Source organism: Roseomonas marmotae (assembly GCF_017654485.1).
GTDB lineage: Bacteria > Pseudomonadota > Alphaproteobacteria > Acetobacterales > Acetobacteraceae > Pseudoroseomonas > Pseudoroseomonas marmotae.
In genome coordinates, this window is record NZ_CP061091.1 from 1,116,743 (window position 1) to 1,135,500 (window position 18,758).

General features: G+C 66.3%; 19 protein-coding genes and 2 pseudogenes. 9 read left to right on the top strand and 12 right to left on the bottom strand.

Translation table 11 applies throughout. The features are described 5' to 3' along the window. Nucleotides 1–16: 16 nt before the first annotated feature. The 6 genes and pseudogenes from IAI58_RS05300 to IAI58_RS05320 all read left to right on the top strand — a co-directional run bounded on the left by IAI58_RS05300 (nt 17) and on the right by IAI58_RS05320 (nt 4,552). Nucleotides 17–1,093, top strand: coding sequence for an IS5 family transposase (locus IAI58_RS05300; protein WP_208775950.1), 1,077 nt, complete (start codon nt 17–19; stop codon nt 1,091–1,093). Between the two features lie 131 nt (nt 1,094–1,224). Beyond that, nucleotides 1,225–1,857: pseudogene (locus IAI58_RS05305) on the top strand (IS701 family transposase); the annotation flags it as partial. Nucleotides 1,858–1,921: 64 nt separating this feature from the next. Continuing rightward, nucleotides 1,922–1,996, top strand: a pseudogene (locus IAI58_RS23435) (transposase); the annotation flags it as partial. Between the two features lie 65 nt (nt 1,997–2,061). Beyond that, nucleotides 2,062–3,233, top strand: a protein-coding gene (locus tag IAI58_RS05310) for an IS3 family transposase (protein ID WP_207451582.1) whose coding sequence is annotated in 2 segments (ribosomal slippage) — nt 2,062–2,326 and nt 2,326–3,233 — 1,173 coding nt in all. Because the reading frame shifts where the segments join, the coding sequence is not laid out codon by codon here. A 162-nt stretch (nt 3,234–3,395) separates the two neighbouring features. Further along, complete coding sequence (locus tag IAI58_RS05315) at nt 3,396–3,758, top strand: transposase (RefSeq protein ID WP_207445250.1); 363 nt, start codon at nt 3,396–3,398, stop codon at nt 3,756–3,758. Then, complete coding sequence (locus IAI58_RS05320) at nt 3,707–4,552, top strand: IS3 family transposase (protein ID WP_237182943.1); 846 nt, start codon at nt 3,707–3,709, stop codon at nt 4,550–4,552. Before IAI58_RS05315 ends, IAI58_RS05320 begins: the two co-directional genes overlap by 52 nt. 263 nt (nt 4,553–4,815) lie before the next feature. Here IAI58_RS05320 and IAI58_RS05325 read toward each other — a convergent pair whose 3' ends face one another. The 4 genes from IAI58_RS05325 to IAI58_RS05340 form a co-directional block, all read right to left on the bottom strand. After that, on the bottom strand, nt 4,816–5,481 hold the full coding sequence (locus IAI58_RS05325; RefSeq protein WP_207445248.1) for a putative quinol monooxygenase: 666 nt from the start codon (nt 5,479–5,481) through the stop codon (nt 4,816–4,818). A 150-nt stretch (nt 5,482–5,631) separates the two neighbouring features. Continuing rightward, the gene (locus tag IAI58_RS05330; RefSeq protein ID WP_207445247.1) at nt 5,632–6,552 is read right to left on the bottom strand and encodes an NADP-dependent oxidoreductase; all 921 of its coding nucleotides are present in this window, start codon (nt 6,550–6,552) and stop codon (nt 5,632–5,634) included. A 127-nt stretch (nt 6,553–6,679) separates the two neighbouring features. Then, nucleotides 6,680–7,570 carry an aldo/keto reductase gene (locus IAI58_RS05335; protein ID WP_207445246.1) on the bottom strand — a complete coding sequence of 297 codons (891 nt, stop codon included), beginning with the start codon at nt 7,568–7,570 and terminating at the stop codon, nt 6,680–6,682. Nucleotides 7,571–7,759: 189 nt separating this feature from the next. Beyond that, nucleotides 7,760–8,173 carry a cupin domain-containing protein gene (locus IAI58_RS05340; protein WP_336512704.1) on the bottom strand — a complete coding sequence of 138 codons (414 nt, stop codon included), beginning with the start codon at nt 8,171–8,173 and terminating at the stop codon, nt 7,760–7,762. Nucleotides 8,174–8,482: 309 nt separating this feature from the next. Here IAI58_RS05340 and IAI58_RS05345 point away from each other — a divergent pair, with 309 nt between their 5' ends. Next, nucleotides 8,483–8,848: a Na+/H+ antiporter NhaA gene (locus IAI58_RS05345; protein WP_237182914.1), complete on the top strand. Its 366-nt coding sequence runs from the start codon at nt 8,483–8,485 to the stop codon at nt 8,846–8,848. A 154-nt stretch (nt 8,849–9,002) separates the two neighbouring features. Here IAI58_RS05345 and IAI58_RS05350 read toward each other — a convergent pair whose 3' ends face one another. Beyond that, nucleotides 9,003–9,515, bottom strand: a complete 513-nt coding sequence (locus IAI58_RS05350) for a DUF421 domain-containing protein (RefSeq protein ID WP_207445245.1) — start codon at nt 9,513–9,515, stop codon at nt 9,003–9,005. A gap of 94 nt (nt 9,516–9,609) precedes the next feature. Between IAI58_RS05350 and IAI58_RS05355 the strand changes: the two genes are divergently transcribed. Continuing rightward, complete coding sequence (locus IAI58_RS05355) at nt 9,610–9,966, top strand: DUF2238 domain-containing protein (RefSeq protein ID WP_207445244.1); 357 nt, start codon at nt 9,610–9,612, stop codon at nt 9,964–9,966. Nucleotides 9,967–10,100: 134 nt separating this feature from the next. Next, nucleotides 10,101–11,378 (top strand): DUF2254 domain-containing protein, encoded by a 1,278-nt coding sequence (locus IAI58_RS05360; RefSeq protein WP_207445243.1) that lies wholly within the window; start codon nt 10,101–10,103, stop codon nt 11,376–11,378. A 574-nt stretch (nt 11,379–11,952) separates the two neighbouring features. Here IAI58_RS05360 and IAI58_RS05365 read toward each other — a convergent pair. The 7 genes from IAI58_RS05365 to IAI58_RS05395 form a co-directional block, all read right to left on the bottom strand. Next, on the bottom strand, nt 11,953–12,546 hold the full coding sequence (locus tag IAI58_RS05365; protein WP_237182915.1) for a DedA family protein: 594 nt from the start codon (nt 12,544–12,546) through the stop codon (nt 11,953–11,955). 78 nt (nt 12,547–12,624) lie between these two features. Continuing rightward, a complete protein-coding gene (locus tag IAI58_RS05370) occupies nt 12,625–14,148 on the bottom strand; it encodes a tripartite tricarboxylate transporter permease (protein ID WP_207445241.1) in 1,524 nt (507 codons plus the stop codon). After that, nucleotides 14,148–14,588: a tripartite tricarboxylate transporter TctB family protein gene (locus IAI58_RS05375; RefSeq protein WP_237182189.1), complete on the bottom strand. Its 441-nt coding sequence runs from the start codon at nt 14,586–14,588 to the stop codon at nt 14,148–14,150. The genes IAI58_RS05370 and IAI58_RS05375 overlap by 1 nt, the downstream gene beginning before the upstream one ends. A 42-nt stretch (nt 14,589–14,630) precedes the next feature. Continuing rightward, complete coding sequence (locus tag IAI58_RS05380) at nt 14,631–15,947, bottom strand: sigma-54-dependent transcriptional regulator (RefSeq protein WP_207445239.1); 1,317 nt, start codon at nt 15,945–15,947, stop codon at nt 14,631–14,633. After that, nucleotides 15,944–17,350: an ATP-binding protein gene (locus IAI58_RS05385; protein ID WP_207445238.1), complete on the bottom strand. Its 1,407-nt coding sequence runs from the start codon at nt 17,348–17,350 to the stop codon at nt 15,944–15,946. Before IAI58_RS05385 ends, IAI58_RS05380 begins: the two co-directional genes overlap by 4 nt. A 638-nt stretch (nt 17,351–17,988) precedes the next feature. Continuing rightward, nucleotides 17,989–18,282 (bottom strand): glycine zipper domain-containing protein, encoded by a 294-nt coding sequence (locus tag IAI58_RS05390; RefSeq protein WP_237182170.1) that lies wholly within the window; start codon nt 18,280–18,282, stop codon nt 17,989–17,991. Between the two features lie 7 nt (nt 18,283–18,289). Beyond that, nucleotides 18,290–18,730, bottom strand: coding sequence for a Rap1a/Tai family immunity protein (locus IAI58_RS05395; protein WP_207445237.1), 441 nt, complete (start codon nt 18,728–18,730; stop codon nt 18,290–18,292). Nucleotides 18,731–18,758: the final 28 nt, after the last annotated feature.

Below are 18,758 nucleotides of genomic sequence, written 5' to 3' on the forward strand. Positions count from 1 at the left end.
AGCGGAGGCAGTGGCGATGGCAGATCAGCCAGGCTTCTTCGATGTGGATGAGCGGTATGCAACGCTCTCTGCCGCGGGCGATCCGCTGGAGCGCCTTGCGGCAGTGGTCGACTTCGAGATCTTCCGCCCCGTACTGGATGCGGCGCTGAAGCGGTCAGATCGCGGCCGCGGCGGACGCCCACCGTATGATGCGGTGATGATGTTCCGCATCCTGGTGCTGCAGGCGCTCTACAGCCTCTCGGATGAGCAAGCAGAATTCCAGCTGCGGGACCGGCTGTCCTTCATGCGCTTTGCGGGTCTTGGCCTGCATCAGGCGGTGCCGGATGCCAAGACGATCTGGCTCTATCGCGAACAGCTCAAGCAGGCCGGTGCCATCGAGGGGCTGTTCCGCCGCTTTGATGAGGTGCTGGCGGCCAAGGGCTTTCTCGCCATGGGTGGGCAGATCATTGATGCCACCCTGATCGCCGCACCGCGCCAGCAGCTCACCATTGAGGAGAAAGCCACCATCCGCAACGGTGGCACGCCGGAAGGCTGGTCCCGTGCCAAGCGGGCGCAGAAGGACCGGGATGCGCGGTGGACGCTCAAGCGCGGCAGGACCAAGCCCAAACCAGAAGGCACGCAGCGCCAGGCCATCCAGATCGCGGTGCCCATCTTCGGCTACAAGAGCCATATCGGTATCGACCGGCGGCACGGGCTGATCCGCCGCTGGACAGTCACCGATGCCGCCCAGCATGACAGCCGCAGTTTTGTAGATCTGCTGGATCCCGAGAACACCGCCAGCCGCGTCTGGGCGGACACCGCCTACCGCACCAAGCGCAATCTGGAAGTGTTGGAGCGGCGCGGCCTGACCGAACGCATTCAGTTCCGCAGGCCACCGCGGCGTCAACTTTCCGAACAGCAGGCGAAGGCCAATGCCTTACGCGCCCGGATCCGCTCCGGCATCGAACATGTTTTCGCCGCCCAGAAGCACCGTATGAGGCTGTTCGTCCGCACGATCGGCATCGCACGGGCCCAGGTGAAGATCGGCATGGCCAATCTGGCCTATAACTTCGCCCGCCTCGCCTGGCTCAGCACCCGAGCTGCGCCCGCATAACCCCACCGCGCCCACGAAGAGCGGCACCCGCCGCCCAAAGCCGGTGACCCAGTCGGGTCAGCAGGGGCACGTCATGACCTGAGGCGACAACCCTGTTCACGAAACCAGCACAGCGACGGGTACTTCGAGGTGTCCAGCTGGTGCCGCCGCAGGGACGGGCTCGTAAGCCAGTGCCGAACGAAGAGCCAGCAGAGGCGGAGAGGGTGTTGGCCTCGCAAACCTGGCGCCGCATCGCCTGGCGGCAGGGTACCAAGGGCGCATTGGCGGCCCGGTTCGCCGCGGCGCGCATCCGGGTGGGCGACGGCGCGGTTTGGGGCAACAACCGGCATCTGCCGGGTGATGAAGCCTGGCTGGTCGGCGAATGGCGCTCTAGCGGCGAGCGGAAGTACTATCTGAGCAACCTGTCCGCCGACACACCGCTGCGGGCGCTGGCGGCCACCATCAAAGGACGCTGGATCTGCGAACAGGCGCACCAGCAGCTGAAGCAGGAACTCGGGCTCGGCCACTTCGAGGGACGGTCCTGGACAGGCCTGCACCGACACGCGTTGATGAGCTGCATCGCCTGTGCCTACCTGCAGCACCTCCGCCTCGCCGCGCACCGCCGGACGAGGCGGGGGGAAAATGCGGCCCCCAATGCCGGGCCCGCCACCCTCACCAAGCCTGCCCGCCGTGCGACGCGCCATTCTCGACCGCCTGTTCAGCCATCTCGTCACGCCGATCCGATGTCCGCACTGCCGACGCAGGTTCCTGTCACCTCATCATAAAATGCCCAGGTAGTGCTAGAGGTTGTTATGGACCTATGGCCTGGCAACGATCAGGTTGCGCGGTATGACTGCCCGCAAGCCTTACCCGTCCGATGTGTCTGATGAAGAATGGGCGCTGGTCGCGCCTTACCTGACGCTTGACCTGCCCCCTTAGAAGTGGACCGCCAATGATGTGAGATTGGTGGACGCGGAGAGGGGCCGGAGATGGCGAAGAAGCAGCACAAGCCGGAAGAGATCGTGGCCAAGCTGCGCCAGGTCGAGGTTCTGGTGGCGCAGGGCAAGACGGTGGCCGAGGGTGCCCGGGTGATCGGGGTCACGGAGGCGACGTACTACCGCTGGCGGTCGGAGTATGGGGGCCTGAAGCTGGACCAGGTGAAGCGCCTGAAGCAGCTGGAGCAGGAGAACGGCCGCCTGCGCAAGGCCGTGGCGGATCTGACGCTGGAGAAGCTGGTGCTGAAGGAAGCCGCCTCGGGAAACTTCTGAGCGCCGCGCGTCGTCGGGCGGCGGTGGGGCATGTCAGGGCGGCGTTGGGCGTCTCGGAGCGCTTCGCCTGCCGCGTGCTGGGCCAGCATCGCTCGACGCAGCGGCAGGCGCCAGGTCTGCCGGACGACGAGGCGACGCTGACGGCGGCGATCACTGGCCTGGCCCGGCAGTACGGCCGCTACGGCTACCGGCGGATCACGGCGCTGCTGCGGGTGGAGGGCTGGTGCTGCAACCACAAGCGGGTGGAGCGCATCTGGCGCCGTGAGGGACTGAGGGTGCCGGGCCGGCAGCCCAAACGCGGACGGCTCTGGCTGAACGACGGCTCCTGCATTCGGCTGCGCCCCGAGCGTCCGCAGCATGTCTGGGCCTACGACTTCGTGGAGGACCGGACGCGCGACGGGCGCAAGCTCCGTATGCTGAACGTGGTGGACGAGTTTACCCGCGAATGCCTGGCGATCCGGGTGGCGCGCAAGCTGAACTCCTTCGACGTCATCGACGTGCTGACGGACCTGTTCATCGCCCGCGGCACGCCCGCGCATGTTCGGTCGGACAACGGCCCTGAGCTCGTGGCCAAGGCCGTGCAGAGCTGGATACACGGCGTGGGCGCGAAGACCGCCTTCATCGATCCCGGCAGCCCCTGGGAGAACGGCTACGTGGAGAGTTTCAACGGCAAGCTGCGCGATGAGCTGCTCAACGGCGAGGTGTTCAACTCGCTGGCCGAAGCCAGGGTGCTGATCGAGCAGTGGCGGGTGCACTACAACACCGCTCGCCCTCATTCCTCGCTCGGCTACAGACCACCCGCCCCGGAGGTGATCATGCCAGGAGAAGCCGGGCCCATGTCCCATCCCGGTTCCAGCGGTTCATCGACCCCGCCACTGCCCATGATCCACTAAAATCTTGCCCGGACCAGTCGATGGGGGCTGGTCACAATGTAAATCCTTGCTGCGGGCAGTTTCTCTGTCAACTTCGCCGACAAGTGGAGTGAACCCCTGAGGCTGGACCACTTGGCGCCTCGGAACTGATACACTGGTTGGACCTTCCATCAGGAGAAGGTCATGCCATCACGAGGCACCTACCGGCGCCATTCGCCGCAGTTCCGGCTTCAGCTGTGCCAGGACATCTGCAGCGGCGCCATTGGCCGCCGTGATGCGGCCCGGCACCATAACCTGTCGACCAACCTGCTGCAGCTCTGGCTAACCCAGTACGACCGGGGCGAACTCAGCAGCGAGGAGGCGGAGGCCTCTATTGTCGACGAATACGAGGCCAGGATCGCGGCGCTGGAGCGCAAGGTCGGCCAGCTCACCATGGAGCTAGACCTTGCAAAAAAAACGCCGCGCCTGCGCCTCGTGAGCGACAACGAAAGCTCATCGATCATCACCGGCCCCAGGCCTGCTCCCTCCGAAGGGGCTGCCAAGTGATCGGATTGCCGCGCAGCACCTACTACTACCGGATGCAGGAGGGTGCTGCCGCGCTGACGGACAGCGAGCTGGAGGAGCTCATTGGCACCATCCAGGATGAGCGGCCCGGATATGGCTACCGCAGAGTGACGCATGAGCTCAGGCGCCGCGGCCATCATATCAACCATAAGCGTGTTGCCCGTGTCATGCGGACGAAGGGCTTGGGCATCAGGCCGCGGCGGCGCCATGTGCGCACCACCAACAGCCAGCACGACAGCCCAATCTTCCCTAACCTCTACCGCAATGTCATTCCGGCACAGCCGAACTTGGTATGGGTCGGCGACTTCACCTACATCCGTCTTGCCTCGGGGTTCTGCTACCTGGCTGCCATCCTGGACGCCTGCAGCCGCAAGGTGGTCGGCTATGCCATCTCACGCACCATCGATACCAACCTGGCGCTGGCGGCGCTGCGATCGGCAGTGGAGACCCGACATCCTCCTGCCGGATGCATCTTCCACACCGATCGGGGCGGGCAATACGCGAGTGAAGCCTACCGTCGGGCGCTGACCGAGGCCGGGCTGCGCGGCTCAATGAGTTCCGTCGGCAATCCGTACCACAATGCGCAGGCCGAGAGCTTCATGAAGACGCTGAAGGTCGAGGACATCTACATCGGTGGCTACGAGACGTTCCAGGACGTCGCGGAGCGTTTGCCGCGGTTCATCGAGGAGGTCTACAACGCCAGGCGCCTCCACTCGGCGCTTGGCTACCGGTCACCCGAAGAGTTCGAACGTCAACTGGTCCAGCACGTGGCTTAGTTCTGACCCAGGGCGGTCCAGCCTCAGGGGTTCACTCCAACGCCGGGTCAGCTCTCAGCGAAAATCAACAGTCCTCGTCGCTTGCTGATCCATCAAACACCTCCAGCTCAAACTTTGCCTCTGGGTGTCCACGGAAGCCAAGGAAGATCACAGCAGGCCAATGATCTGCTCTGCCGTGTAGCGCTTCTTCATACCCGCAGCCTCCCTCACAGAAGGCCAACTCTCTCACTTCGCGTGGGCCGAGTTCATGGGGGAAGGTTACCTTACATGCAGGTGACGGAACCGGCCGCCTGGACTGGCGGCTGCGCGGCAAGCATGATCGGGTTTGCGAGCGGAAGCTCGAGCGACCTCACCATCCTTTCAGTCCCGTTCTTGTACTTGAGGAAGTGGGGCGTCTGGATGTGCGCCTCATACGCCTCTCGGCCGGCGTAGACCTCCAGCAGCCGAACCTGCGAAGGGTCCTCGGCGTAGTGGACCGAGTGGAGCATCAGGACCCCCGGCTCCAGCCGGACCGAAGCTTCCTGTTCCTCGGTGAGCAAGGCTTTGTAGGCATCCATCTGCGTGGGATCGACGCCAATTACCGCGATGCGGACCATCAAGCCTTGCGCGACGGCCGGAGGGATGGTCCCTCCCTTAGCGCAGAGCAGGATCGGGTTGACGGGGACTAGCCTTTGCGACCTCAGCATCCGCTGAGCTGCGGCCTTGTACTTGCGGAAGTGAGGCGTCCCGATGTGCGACTCGTAGGCTTCCTGACTGGCATAGGCCTCGAGCACGCGGACTTGCGTGGGGTCAGCGGTGAGTTGAACGGCGTGCATCATCAGCACGCCCGGCTCGAGCCGGGTGGAGGCGTCAAGGTTTTCGGCGCCGACTGCCCTGAACGCGCCGAGCTGCGCGGGATCGACTTCCAGTTCCCAAAGCCGAGTTACCATGCCTTCAGAGCGCGGCGCGGGGGCGTTTTGCTCCACAGATCACTCGACAGTTTGCGAGCACGCTGCGACGGCGACTCCAAGCATGACAAGGAGCCCCAGCATCAGTGCCGACACATCGTTGATTCTACCTGCGTACATCGCGGGCTCGGGTCAGAAGGTCAGGACAATACGGCCCCACAGGCCGCCGGTCTCGAGCAGCCGGTGAGCCTCTACGGCCTGCTCGGCAGGAAGGGCTCTGGCAACTCGGAGCGTGATGCGGCCCGCGTCGGTCAACTCGCGAAGGCGATCGAGCGCGCTTCGATTGCGGGAGTAGTCGGGCACGAAAGTGCGTTCAGTGACGATCCCGCGCTCGGTTGCGAGCGGCGCGCCAGGAGCCGACGTCACGATGCGACCGCCGTCACGAACCGCGCGCGCTACGGACACTACGATCCCCGCAGTGTCGACGAGTCCATCAACCCCTTGGGGTATCTCCTGGCGCACGAGCTCAGGGAAGTCGTCCCCTCGGGGAAAGACCATGTCGGCACCCAGTTCCTTCACTCTGTGCAGGTCGCCGGGAGCCGCGTCCGCTATCACGCGGAAACCGTCCGCCTTGGCCAGCTGCACGGCGTAGCCGCCGACTGCGCCGGCCCCGCCAACCACGGCCACGCTGCCGCCAGTCGGAAGCTTCAGAAGATCGAGCGCCATGCAGGCCGTCAGTCCGTTCATCGGCAGCGTGGCGGCTTCGACGTCCCTGGCGTTGGCTGGAGCGCGTACGACCGAGTCCGCGGGGACGACAAGATAGTCGGCGTAAGCGCCGTGTGTCCCGGAGACGACGGCGATTGCGATGACGCGGTCGCCGACAACAAGATCGGTGCTGACGCCGTCGCCGATACGATCGACCACGCCCGCCGCCTCCATGCCGGGAACATAGGGTGGCGCGGCGTCGGAGACGAAGGCCAATCCTTTGCGAACCATCGCATCGACCGGGTTGACGGTTGCGGCGGCCACGCGAATCCGGATCTCGCCCGACCGCACCTCCGGCAGGGGCAGGTCGAGAGCCTGCAGCACCTCGGGGCCTCCGAACTCGGACAATCCTATGGCTCTCATGACGGCTTGTCTCCTCGATTAGGGCGCTCGGACAGCCGCGCCCGGTAACGTCGGACTGATTCCTGAGCCGCGCCCGCGACCCCGGGGAATGTCCCTCGCCCGGTGCGGTGGTTCAGCTCTTCCCGGTCGTTGTTTCATCCTGACGCTTCTTGCCGAACACAGGGAACATCCTCGCCTCGCCATAGTCGGTGCCGTCCCGGACGCTCCGCAGCGTATCCATGTCCGCATCGGAGATTGCGAAGTCGACAGCGGCGTTGTCGCGCATGTGCGCTGGGTTCACGGTCTGGGGCAGCGGTAGGAGCTCGAGTTGCAGGCAGTAGCGGATGCAGAGCTGCGGGACGCTCACGCCGTAGCGGTCGGCCATCGCCCGCAAGCCCGCATCCTTCAGCACCGCGCCGTGCGCAACCGGCGAATAGGCCTCGACCAGGATGCCCTTCGAATTGGAATAGTCGATAAGGTCGAAGGGCGTGTTGCCGACATGCGCCAGAACCTGGTTCACCATCGGTGCGACGCTGCAGGTGGCGAGCAGGTTGTCGATGTCGGCCCGCTCGAAGTTGGAGACGCCGATCGCACGAAGCTTGCCGGCGCGATATGCACCTTCGAGCGCGCGCCAGGCCTCTGCATTGCCCTCGAAATAGTGCTTGCCCTCCCGAAACTCCGCCCAAGGCTGCGGACTGTGGATCAGCATGAGATCGATGTGGTCGAGCCCCAGGGCCCGCAGCGATCCGTCGATGCGTTCCTGGGCGTCGGCATAGCTCTTGCTCTCGGCCGCGAGCTTGGTCGTGACGAAAACTTGGTCACGCGGAACGCCGCTGCTGCGCACCCCTTCGCCAACCCTGCGCTCGTTGGCATAGGCCTGGGCGGTGTCGATGTGCCGGTATCCGATGTCGATGGCGTCGCGTACCGCGCGGGCGGCGTCGTCGTCCCCGATCATCCAGGTGCCGAAGCCGAGCTTCGGAATGGATACCCCGTTGGCCAGGGTGAAGGTCTCTTCCAGAACCATGATTAGAGCCTTTCGATTTTAAAGGTTGCTGACATCGCGCACGATGGCCTCTGAAAGCGCCTGCTTCCGCGCCTGAGTCTTGTCGGGCCAGAGTTTCACGATCAGGTGCGGCACGGGATCAGTCCCCGCCAACCGGGGCGAGATATTGCTCGTCGGTGACCTTCTCCATCCAGGTCACCGGCGAACCGTTCACCGACTCATGAATGGCGACGTGGGTATGGCCTCATGCTGCGTCGCGCCATGCCAATGCTTGTGCTTGGCTGGACACCACACAATGTCGCTAGTGCGGAACTCGAGCTTCGGCCCACCCTCCACCTGCGTCCAGCCCGCTCCTTCAGTGACGATCAGCGTCTGGCCCGTCGGATGCGTGTGCCATGCCGAGCGCCCAGCAGGGTCAAAGTGGACGATCGCACCATTCACGCGGGAAGGAGCCGGTCGTTGGAATTGACCGCTGACCGTGACCTTGCCGGTGCAGTACTCGGCGGCCCCTTCCACCGTCTTCATCTCTGCCTTTCGGGCGATATCTATCGTTCTTCCTTCCTTGGGTGATGCGGTCGCGGGAGCAGTCACAGGCGCTGCGAGTGCGAGTGGCAATCTGATCATGTTGCTGCCTCCTCGACCGTGTGCCTGGGAGCGAGGCCGATGCTGTAGATCTAATGCGGATCTCGCATCCCGATTAGCCCCCTCTCACGCAACGGACTGATGAGCGCTGCTCAACAATGTGCTATCACTCCCAGATGCAGCTGAGCCGGGCCGACCTTGCCGACTTCGTCTACTTCCTGGCTGTTGCGAGGCATGGCATCTTCTGACGGGCAGCGTCGGAGATGGGTGTGACGACGTCCGCGTTGAGCCATGCCATCGCGGCGCTCGAGGCGCGGCGTGGTGCCGATCTTTGGCTTGGCGAATGCGGGCGTGCCCTTCCTCGGCCTGCCCATGGAAGCCCTGGCTGCGCCGGTCACGCTGGGTGTTGGGCTCGGGCTGCTGGTCGGCAAGGTGGTTGGCGTGCTGGGGTTCTCCCTGTTGGCCATCCGCCTTGGGTTTGCCGACATGCCTGCCTATGCCGGGCGGCTGCAGATGGCGGGAACGGCCCTGCTCTGTGGCATCGGCTTCACCATGAGCCTCTTTATCACCCTGCTGGCCTTTCCCGGTGACCCGCTTCTCCAGGCGGAGGCCAAGATCGGTATTCTCGCGGGCTCCTTCCTGTCCGGCTTGCTGGGCTACACCCTGCTGCGGGTCGCTCCGCAGGACTGGCCGGGGACCCCGTCTCGGCAGGCCTGAAGAACGGAAGCATCCAGCGTAAGGTCGTTCCTCGGACAGGGTGAGCAGCGGGTGGCTGCCACCCAGCCCGCCAAATTGGGCGGCGCTCGTCAATCAGGTGTCGCTAAGAACCTGAACCACACGGCGCGTTGTGGGTCAGAGTGGCCAAGGCGGATCAGGGCGACAGTGAGGAAGGGCGCCCGCCCTCATTCATCGGTGTGGAGTTCCGACGTATGACGGAAAAACTCCCGTCGGTCTCCAAGACCACCGCGGCCACCGCCTGAAGCGAGCCGATGCCCTGCGCACGGGCCGCAGCCTGGACCTCGTCTTCGGTCACGCGTTCCCGCCGCATGGCCTCAGGCAAGAAGCGGCCGTCGCGGAGCAGGAGGCAGGGCTCCGCCTTGACGAGGGTCCGCACACGATCCGAACGGACCGAGAGCCAAGTAATGGCATATTGCAGCAGGACGAGAAGCGCGAATGCAACGACCCCTTCAACGAGGGCAACGTCCTTGCTCAGCAGCACGGTCGCCAGGGTGGAGCCGAGCGCGACCGTCACGACTAGGTCGAACGCGTTCATCTTGGAGAGCGTGCGCTTGCCCGTCGCTCGGAGCAGCAATACCAGGATAACGTAGGCGAGGCTTCCAACCACCACGACCCGCAGCAGCCCCGTCCAGCTGTCGAAGAACATGCCGCCACTCCTCTCGCCCGGATTTCAACTTTCGGAGCGCCTCGCCGTTGCGAGGGAGAGCGGCGTTGCACCAGGCTGGTGAGGAGGATGGATCATGAGCGGATCCGGTCAGGGGCGCATGGTCGCCTGGGGATTGGCCTTCGCCCTTCTGGCCCTGACCTTCTGGCTCACAGTCATGTTCATCGGCCAGGGCGTCCGGGAAGGACGGGCTATCCTCTTCGTCCTGCTGATCTCCTCCGTAGGCATCACGATCGGGGCGCTCTGGGAGGTCGCGGAATGGGTGTTTGACCGTTTCGCCTCCGGCGACGTCATCAAGGGGAAGGACGACACGATGATCGACATGATCATGGACACTGCCGGAGCGGTAGCGGCCGCAGCACTCGCCCTGCGCTACCGGGCGGATGCCGCGCAACGCGCGGGTGTGCCGGAGCATGTCCCGCGTGACCGTTGAAGTGACCGCCCGGTTCGGCGAGTTCGGCGCATCTTCATGACAATTGTCTCGGTACTCCTCGTCGGGCTGGCCGTACTTGGGGTCGTGTGCGGTGCGCGGGCTGGGGGGCGGCGTGAACCCCGCCCCGAGGCGCCATGAGCACGGCCCTGCGCGAACGGCTGGAGGCTCTCGGAGACGCCTTCTGGCTCCGCCCGGCGATCCTTGTCCTCCTGGGGATCATCCTCGGGGAGGGAGCGGTCTGGGCTGAGCAGTCGGATTGGGTCCGGTCGGTTCTTCCCGAAGGGTGGCTCTATGTGGGCGGCGAGGCGGGGGCACGGGCTCTGCTGGGCGCCATCGCCACCTCAACCATCGGTGTCGCAGGCACCACCTTCTCCATCACGGTCGCCGCGCTCTCCCTCGCCTCCGGTCAAATGGGGCCGCGCCTGCTCCGGAACTTTGTCCGTGACGCGGGGAACCAGATGGCCCTGGGGGTGTTCCTCGGCACCTTCGTCTACGCACTTATCGTGCTGCGGACCGTGCGATCGGTGGAAGAGGGCACCTTCGTGCCCCACCTTGGTGTCACCCTTGCCCTCCTTCTTGCCCTCATCTGCGTCGGGACGCTCACCTGGTTCGTCCACCACATCGCGTCCGGCATCAACGTCGAGACCGTGATCGGCACCGTCCACGCAGAGCTGCGTGAGGCGGTCGCCCGATTGACCCTTGACCGGCCAGACCCCGAGCCGAGTGGCTCACCCACGATGAGCGCTTCTGCCTTCGCAGAGGGGGGAGGCTACCTTCGTGCGCTGGACGAGGAGGAACTCGCGGACTGGGCGGCGGCGCGGGGAGCGACCCTCGACCTCCTTGTGCGTCCGGGTGACTACGTCTTTCCCGGAGCGCCTGTAGCCGAGGTTTCGCCGCCAGCACTGGCAGAGGAGGCATCCGAACGGATCTGCGTGGCAATGAGCCTGGGGGACCGGCGTGCCGCGGCGCAGGACCTGGAGTTCGCCGTGCGGCAACTGGCGGAAATCGCGGTTCGTGCTCTCTCCCCCGGCATAAACGACCCGTTCACGGCAATTGCCGTGCTGGACCGGTTTGGTGACGTGCTCTGCGGTCTGACCGACCGGCACCTGCCGGGACGGGCTGTGCTCCGGGATGGGCGGGCTGTCCTGTTCCGGCGCACGGTGAACTATGACGGGCTGCTCGACGCGATGTTCCACATGGTCCGGCAGAATGGCGCGTCCTCTGCCGCCGTCCTCCTCCGCCTCATAGAGGTTCTCGGCGTCGTGCTGGCGGCTGAGCAGGCGCCAGGTCGCCGCGCCGCGCTACGCCGCCATGCTGATCTCAACCTCATCGCGGGGCGGCTGAACCTGAGTGACCGAGCCGCGGTGGCTGACCTCGAGGCGCGCTACGCCGCCCTGCCGCGGGACCTCTAGCGTGACTGGATGTGCGCTGCCAGAGCGCAGCAGACCGGCCTCTCCCACTCCTGGCGACTTGATCTGCGTTTCACGGGAAGCACGTTGACCGGAATGCGCAGCCTCGATGAGGTCCGCTTCTGAGTGTAAGCAAGGTGCCCCACAGGGTCCGGAGTGGGTGCGAAGCAGACCGGCTACGGAAGTTCAGGCACTATCGTGAGCTCGACTAAGGCAACGCCGCGACCTATGTCCTCACCAACCTGTAGCTGCGGGGGCAGGGGTTCTCCACGCAAGTCAAGCCGCTCGTCCCACGCCAGTCCCACAGGGGCACGAGGGGGCTATTATATCGAATGGTGGGGAACTCCCAAAGCGGGGCTCCTGCGGAAGTCATTGATGTTCCTCGATATCCCTTCATGACGGCTACAGAGGTGCACCGATCGTCAACCTACGAATCTGGGGGTCAGGAGTTCGAATCTCTTCGGGCGCGCCAGTCTTTCCTGAGTAAAATCAGGATCTTATCGAAAAGCCCGGCAGAGATGCCGGGCTTTTCGCGTTTGGGCGTCCCACGCTGGTCCCACTGCCGACGGGATACCGATCACGGTGACTTCCGCAGGCCCCGCTTTCTCACCTGTAAGGCATGGCTCACCGCATGGCTTGGCGGTCGCTTGAGCAGGCGCCAAGCGGCCAGTGCCATGCCCGACATGGTAAGCAGCACGATCGGCAGGTGCTCCTCGGAGACCGTACCTGAAAACCAGCCTACGGCTTGGCCGGGCATCAGCAGCAGCGGCGCCCACACCACAGCCGATGGGAGATTGGCAAGCTGGAAATGCCAGTGACGCATGCCGGACAGTCCCGCCACCACGGGGATGAAGGCGCGCAGCGGGGCAAAGAAGCGGCTGAGGAACACCGCCCACAGGCCCCAGCGGCGAAAGCCGATCCGCGCCCTGGCGTATAATCGCCAGTGGCGTCGTGGCAGGTGGCGGCGCACCACGCCAGGCCCCCAGTGACGCGCCATGAGATAGCCGGTGCTGTCGCCCAGCGCGGCACCGAGCCCCGCGCCCAACAGCACCGGCCATGCCGGCAATACGCCGCTGAGGATCAGCATGCCTGCCGCGAAGAGCAGCGCCGAGCCGGGAATGAAGAACCCCACCACCGGCAGGGATTCGGTGAAGGCCAGCAGGAAGGCCACTGGCCCCGCCCAGTCCTGGTGCCGGGCGACCCAGTCCAGGAAGGGGCCGATGACCTGCTCCTGCACGACGCTGTCCTGTTAAAGACCGGCTGCGACGGCAGCGCGGCGCTGCGTCCGAGTCTGCTTCACCATGCTGACCACCGACCAGGCCAGCAGCGAGGCGGTGACGGCGAGGAAGCTCGCGCTGATAGGGCGCTCGATGAAGACGGCGAGGTCACCGCGGGACAGCAGCATGGCGCGCCGCAGGTGCTCCTCCATCAGCGGGCCCAGGATGAAACCAAGGATCAGCGGCGCCGGCTCGAACTTCAGCAGCACCATGCCATAGCCGATGACGCCGAAGATCATCACCAGCAACACGTCGAAGGCGCTGTTGTTGACGCTGAACACGCCGATGCAGATGAACAGCAGGATCGACGGATAGAGGATGCCGTAGGGGATGCGCAGCATCCGCACCCAGAGTCCGATCATCGGGATGTTCAGGATCACCAGCATGACGTTGCCGATCCAGAAGCTGGCGATGAGGCCCCAGAACAATTCCGGATGGTCGGAGACAAGGCGCGGCCCGGGCTGGATGCCCTGGATGATCATGGCGCCCAGCATCAGCGCCATCACGGCATCGCCTGGGATGCCGAGGGTGAGCGTCGGGATGAAGGCCGTCTGCGCCGAGGCGTTGGAAGCGGATTCCGGCGCGCTGATGCCCTCGACGGCGCCCTTTCCGAAGCGTTCCGGCTGCCGGGACATGCGCTTCTCCACCGCATAGGCGATGAAGGCGGCAATGGTGGTGCCTGCGCCCGGCAGCGTGCCGAAGAAGGAGCCGACACCGCTGCCGCGCAGCATGGCGCGCCAGGACCGCTTCACATCGTCCGCCCTGGGAAGCATGGAGCGCATGGTGATGCTCTCCTGCTTCTGCTTGTTGACATCACGCATTCGCATGATGCTGGTGATGACCTCGGACACGCCGAACAGACCCATGGCGACCGCGACGAGGTTCAGCCCGTCGGACAACTGCGGGATGCCGAAGGTGAAGCGCTGCTGGCCGGTCTGCACGTCGGTGCCGATCATGCCCAGCGCCAAGCCCAGCAGCACCATGGCGATACCCTTGGCCGGCGATCCCTGCGCCAGCGCCGCGGCGGCGATGAGGCCAAGCAGCATCATCGAGAAATAGTCGGCCGGGCCGAAGGCGAGCGCCACGCTGGCCAGAGTGGGCGAGAAGGCCGTCAGGATGATGATGCCGATGGTGCTGCCGACGAAGGAGGCGATCGTCGTCATGAACAGGGCGACGCCGGCGCGGCCCTGCTTGGCCATCGGGTAGCCGTCCAGGCAGACCACGGCCGCCGCCGGCGTGCCGGGGAGGTTCATCAGGATCGACGCCGTGGAGCCGCCATACTGCGCGCCATAATAGATGCCGGCCAGCATGATGATGGCGGCTGTGGGCGGCACGTGGAAGGTAAGGGGCAGCAGCATCGAGATCGTGGCGAGCGGCCCGATGCCAGGCAGCACGCCGATGAAGGTGCCAAGGAATACACCGAAGAAGCAGTAGAGCAGGTTCTGCATGGCGAAGGCTTCACCGAAGCCCAGCGCCAGATTGGAAAACATGTCCATTATTGCGGCCACCGGAAGGCAGGAAGGGGGATGCCCAGCCCCTGCGTGAAGACAATGACGCCAAGAGCCGAGAGGCCCAGGGCAAGCAGTATGATGCGCAACGGCTTGAGGCCCGGCTCCGCCAGTGCGGCGGAGAGGGTGAGGGCAATAGTGGCCGGCACCAGCCCGAAGCGTTCGACGATGACCGCGAAGGCCAGCACCGAGAGGCTGATGGTGGCGAAGGGTCGCCATTCCGGCCGGGGCAAGCTGCCCGCCCGCAGCATGCCCGGCACCAGCACCAGAAGGCCGAAGAGGATGATCGTCCCGCCGATCACCACAGGGAAGTAGCCCGGCCCCATCCGGCGTAACGTTCCCATCGAGTAGTTGCCGGAGTACATCGCGAACCAGGCACCCGCGGCCATCAGCAGAAGACCGCCGATGATGTCGCCATAATCTCTCATCGCTCTCAAACGAGACACTCCCAGGAGTTCTTGTGGAAAATCTCAGCCCTTGAGGCCGAGACGCCGCATCCGCTCCCACAGCGTGGTACGGGAGATGCCGAGCAGCTGAGCAGCATCGCCCACGCGGCTCCCGGCACGCGCCAGCACGCGCCGGATGTGCTCACGCTCGGCAGCGTCGCGGGCTTCGGCCAGCGAGAGCGGCGGTGCCTCCTGCGTCCGGCGTTCGGGAAACAGGTCCGCCGCTTCCAGGCGCGTGCCCTCGGCCAGCACCATGGCGCGCTCGACGCGGTTGCGGAGTTCGCGCACATTGCCGGGCCAGTCATGCGCCAGCAGCGCGTCAAAGGCAGGCGCCGAAAGCTGCGGCTCCTCCCGCCCGAAGGCTGAGGCAAAGTGGCGCAGGAAATGCGCCGCCAGCGCGCCGAGATCCTCCGGTCGCTCGCGCAATGGCGGCACGGTCAGTTCCACCACGGCAAGGCGATAGAACAGGTCCTCGCGGAAGCGGCCCTCGGCCACGCGTGCGCGGAGGTCGGCATTGCTGGCAGCAATGATGCGTGCCTGCAGCGGCAGTTCTTCCCGCCCGCCAAGGCGGGTGAAGCGCCGCTCCTGCAGCAGGCGCAGCAGCTTCGCCTGGGGAGCCGGCCCGAGTTCCGCCACCTCGTCGAGGAACAGCGTGCCGCCGGCCGCGCGCTCGGCGAGGCCAGCCTGTCGCTCGGCCGCGCCGGTGAAGGCGCCGCGCTCATGGCCGAAGATCTGGCTTTCCAGCAGCTCCGCCGGAATCGCCGCGCAGTTGATGGCAACGAACGGTCCCACGGCGCGGCTGCCATTGTCGTGCAGCACGCGCGCCGCCACTTCCTTGCCGGCGCCGCTCTCGCCCCCGAGCAGCACGGTGGTATCGACGAGGCCGAGCTTCAGCAGGTGGCGGCGCAGCGTGCGCATGGCCGGGGACGACCAGCCGGTGATATCCGCGGCGGGCGCGTCGGGGGCCGCCCAGCCGGCATAGGTGGCCAGCTTGTCGATCAGGAGCTGTGCCGGAAAGGGCTTCTCCACATAGTCGTCGGCGCCGGCACGCAGCAGCCGCACCGCCTGCGCCACGTCACCGAAGGCCGTGACGACGATGATGGGCGTGCCACCCAGCTCGGGCATCAACCGGGTGAGCAGCGCCTCGCCATTGCCGTCGGGCAGGCGGATGTCGCAGACGATCAGGGTTGGCCGCTGGCGGCGCAGCAGCGCCTCGCCCTCACGCGCGCTGCGCGCCCAGGCGGTGGCGATTCCCTCCAGCGTCAGCCGCTGCACCAGGCTCTCGCCCAGCACCTCGTCATCCTCGATCAGCACCACGGAGCGGGAAGGGGTCGGGCTCATGGCATCTTCTCCGCGCGGGCCGGTAGGTCGAGGGTGATGCGGCTGCCCCGCGCCAGTTTCACGACCCCAATGCGGGCGCCGAGGCTGGCGGCGAGCTGCGCCGCGATTTCCAGCCCCAGTCCGCCGGACGTGCCGCCGGCGGCATCCGTGCCGCTGCCGGCAAGGCGCTGTTCCGCCTCCGCCGGCAGGCCGCCCGCCTCGTCCTCCACGCAGATCGTCAGGCGCGTATCCGTGGCGCGGTCCACGCGCAGACGGACCTGCCGGCCCGGCGGCGTGGCGGCGACGGCGTTCAGCAGCAGGTTGAGAAGGAGCTGCCGCAGGCGCAGCGCATCGGTGGGGAAGGGCTCCGGCAGGGAAACATGCCAGTCCAGCCCGACCTGGCCGCGCCGCGCCTCCGGCATCACCAGCAGGCGCAGGTCTTCCAGGTCCTCGGCCGAGAGAGGCCGGCGTTCGTCGTTTTGGCGGTAGGTGGCGAGGGTGCTGCGGACCACGGCCTCGATCTGCCGCAGCCCTCGTTCCACGAGGTCGAGCGCCCGGCCGCGTGCCGCCGGATCGTCGCCGAAGCGGCGCGCTGTTTCCAGGGCTGTCAGCATGCCGGCAAGGGGGTTGCGGACCTCGTGCGCCACGCTGGCGGCGAGGCGGCCCAGCATGGCGGCGCGCTCCCGCTCCGCCAGGCGGCTGGCCAGCTCCTCCCGCTCCCGTAGCCGGGCGGCCATCAGGTTGAAGGCTTCGGCCAGGCGGTTGGCCTCGACATCGTGCCGGGCGAGGGGAAGGGGTTCGAAATCTCCGGTGCCGGCGCGGTTCAGGGCCGCCCTCACGGCCAGGAAGGGCTGCATCAGCCGGCGCGCCAGCAGCATGGCGAGGCCGGCGGCCAACGTTGCCAGCACGAGGTCGGCCACTGTCAGAACCCAGGTGACGTGGCGCTGCCGGCTGGTCTGCTCGGGGAAGGCAAGCTGCGCCGCCACGAGTGCCACCACCTGCCCATCCATCACCAGCTCGCGCTGTACCCAGGCCGTATCCTGGGCGGGATCGGGTGACCAATGCAGGCCTGCCTGCCCGAAGGCCATGGGCGATGGGCCCTGCGGCTCGCCGGCATGGGCCAGAGGACGGCCACTGGGATCAGCCACGATAATAGCCAGATCGTTGACGCCGCGCTGGAATCCCATGCTGCGCTCCAGCGCCGCCTCCAGCCCCGAGAAGTCGCCGGCGCGCAGCCAGGGCAGGGCCGTGCCCGCGAGGCTGTCGATATAGACGTCAGCCATATGGGCCACACTGCTGTCCAGCTCCCGTTGCATGAAGCTCAGGGCCAGATGGGTGGTGCCGACGGAGGAGACGAACACCGCCAGCCCCGCCAGGAGCGGCAGCCGTATGGCCAGGGGGAGCGAGCGAAGTTGAGGAAGCATGGACGTCAGGCGTGCTCCGGAAAGATGCGTGTCCAACCGGCGCGGCAGGGCCTTGCCGATCGTTTGCAGCTTGCTTGCCTGCCGCCGCATGGGGCGGCGAGGCATGCGTGACCGCGATATGGCCTTGGCGTCGTACATCGAGCGCTGCTCTGCAAGAGCTTTGCCAGAGCTTAGAGGGGTGCAAACTCAATCACTTCGGCGCCAGACGCCGGGTGGCACGCCCGGATCTCCGGACATCTCTGGCGGTGCATGTCCGGATATCTGAACAGCATCGGGCGCGAGCATCCTGGGCTGCCCGGTCTGTTCTCAGGTGCTGCCTGCCTGTGTCAGCTAGGGAGGGCGTGATGCTCGTGCTCGCTGGGCAGGGATCAGTGCGCGGCAGTGTACTAGGCGCTGATGGAGCGCGGGGGCGCTCTGGATGACGCGACGGTGCGGGCGCTGGCGAAGGCGTGCGTATGAGTCCGCCACCTGCCGGAAGACCAGGAGTACCGCCTTGCGTCCTCTACGGGCTCAGCCGCAGTAGACGACGAGACGCCGTGCTGCGGGCGGAGGCGGCGTAAGCGCTGCGTGCCGCCCTGAACTGGCGTCAAGGGGAAGGGGCCGGACTCGTGGAAGCCCGGCAATGCCGCCTTATGTCATTAGTAGCCGCCCGGGCCACGCGGGCCGCGTGGCGGTGGAGGAGGCCGCCAGCGGGGCGGTTGGTGCGCCTGGTTGTAGAGATAGCCGGCACCCGCGCCGACACCGGCCCCGATCAGGGCGCCGAGGCCGGCATCACCGCTGAAGGAACCCACAACACCGCCCAGCGCCGCGCCGCCGGCGGTGCCGCCGAGAATGTTGCGGGTCTCGGGGTTCATGCCGCCCGGCCCGCAGGCGCCTAGGGAGAGCACTGCCACCAAGGGCAAGGCCACGCGGAAATGGCGAATCATCTGCATCCCCTTCTCAGCGGCCCATGGTGCCGCGGTTGGCGCCGCGCTGCTGGGCTGCATCTCCACAGGGAAAACTCGCCTGTGCCCAGCGGGTGAGGCCGTCGATCGCCGGCTCGTTGTTATATTGCGGATTCTGCCGCGCCCATGCGGCGAAGGAGAGGCCGCTCTCCGCCACGGTCGGGGGTGGATTGGGGAGGCAGTAGAGCGGACTTGCCTGGTCGCCGGCCATCCGTTCGGCCGTGTGGTACTGGCCCGCCGCCGTGATGTAGCCCTGGCAATAAGCGATGGATTCCAGGCGGCGCGGATGCTCGGGCGATGGATCACAGATCGCCGCCAGATCGGCGACGCTGCCGGCATGGGTCACGATGGAAGCACCCCCCTGCGGTGCCATCTGGGCCAGTGTAGGGGCTGTGGCCAAAGCGATGAGCGCCGAGGCCAAGGTGAGTATCCGCATGAGATCGGTCCTCGCATGATCGCGGCGC

Coding starts and splice junctions, on each gene's coding strand:
- IAI58_RS05390 (WP_237182170.1), bottom strand. CDS start 18,282: ATGCAGATGATTCGCCATTTCCGCGTGGCCTTGCCCTTGGTGGCAGTG.
- IAI58_RS05340 (WP_336512704.1), bottom strand. CDS start 8,173: ATGATCAGATTGCCACTCGCACTCGCAGCGCCTGTGACTGCTCCCGCG.
- IAI58_RS05375 (WP_237182189.1), bottom strand. CDS start 14,588: ATGAGAGATTATGGCGACATCATCGGCGGTCTTCTGCTGATGGCCGCG.
- IAI58_RS05385 (WP_207445238.1), bottom strand. CDS start 17,350: ATGCTTCCTCAACTTCGCTCGCTCCCCCTGGCCATACGGCTGCCGCTC.
- IAI58_RS05380 (WP_207445239.1), bottom strand. CDS start 15,947: ATGAGCCCGACCCCTTCCCGCTCCGTGGTGCTGATCGAGGATGACGAG.
- IAI58_RS05350 (WP_207445245.1), bottom strand. CDS start 9,515: ATGTTCTTCGACAGCTGGACGGGGCTGCTGCGGGTCGTGGTGGTTGGA.
- IAI58_RS05370 (WP_207445241.1), bottom strand. CDS start 14,148: ATGGACATGTTTTCCAATCTGGCGCTGGGCTTCGGTGAAGCCTTCGCC.
- IAI58_RS05300 (WP_208775950.1), top strand. CDS start 17: ATGGCAGATCAGCCAGGCTTCTTCGATGTGGATGAGCGGTATGCAACG.
- IAI58_RS05355 (WP_207445244.1), top strand. CDS start 9,610: ATGAGCGGATCCGGTCAGGGGCGCATGGTCGCCTGGGGATTGGCCTTC.
- IAI58_RS05325 (WP_207445248.1), bottom strand. CDS start 5,481: ATGGTAACTCGGCTTTGGGAACTGGAAGTCGATCCCGCGCAGCTCGGC.
- IAI58_RS05395 (WP_207445237.1), bottom strand. CDS start 18,730: ATGCGGATACTCACCTTGGCCTCGGCGCTCATCGCTTTGGCCACAGCC.
- IAI58_RS05335 (WP_207445246.1), bottom strand. CDS start 7,570: ATGGTTCTGGAAGAGACCTTCACCCTGGCCAACGGGGTATCCATTCCG.
- IAI58_RS05360 (WP_207445243.1), top strand. CDS start 10,101: ATGAGCACGGCCCTGCGCGAACGGCTGGAGGCTCTCGGAGACGCCTTC.
- IAI58_RS05315 (WP_207445250.1), top strand. CDS start 3,396: ATGCCATCACGAGGCACCTACCGGCGCCATTCGCCGCAGTTCCGGCTT.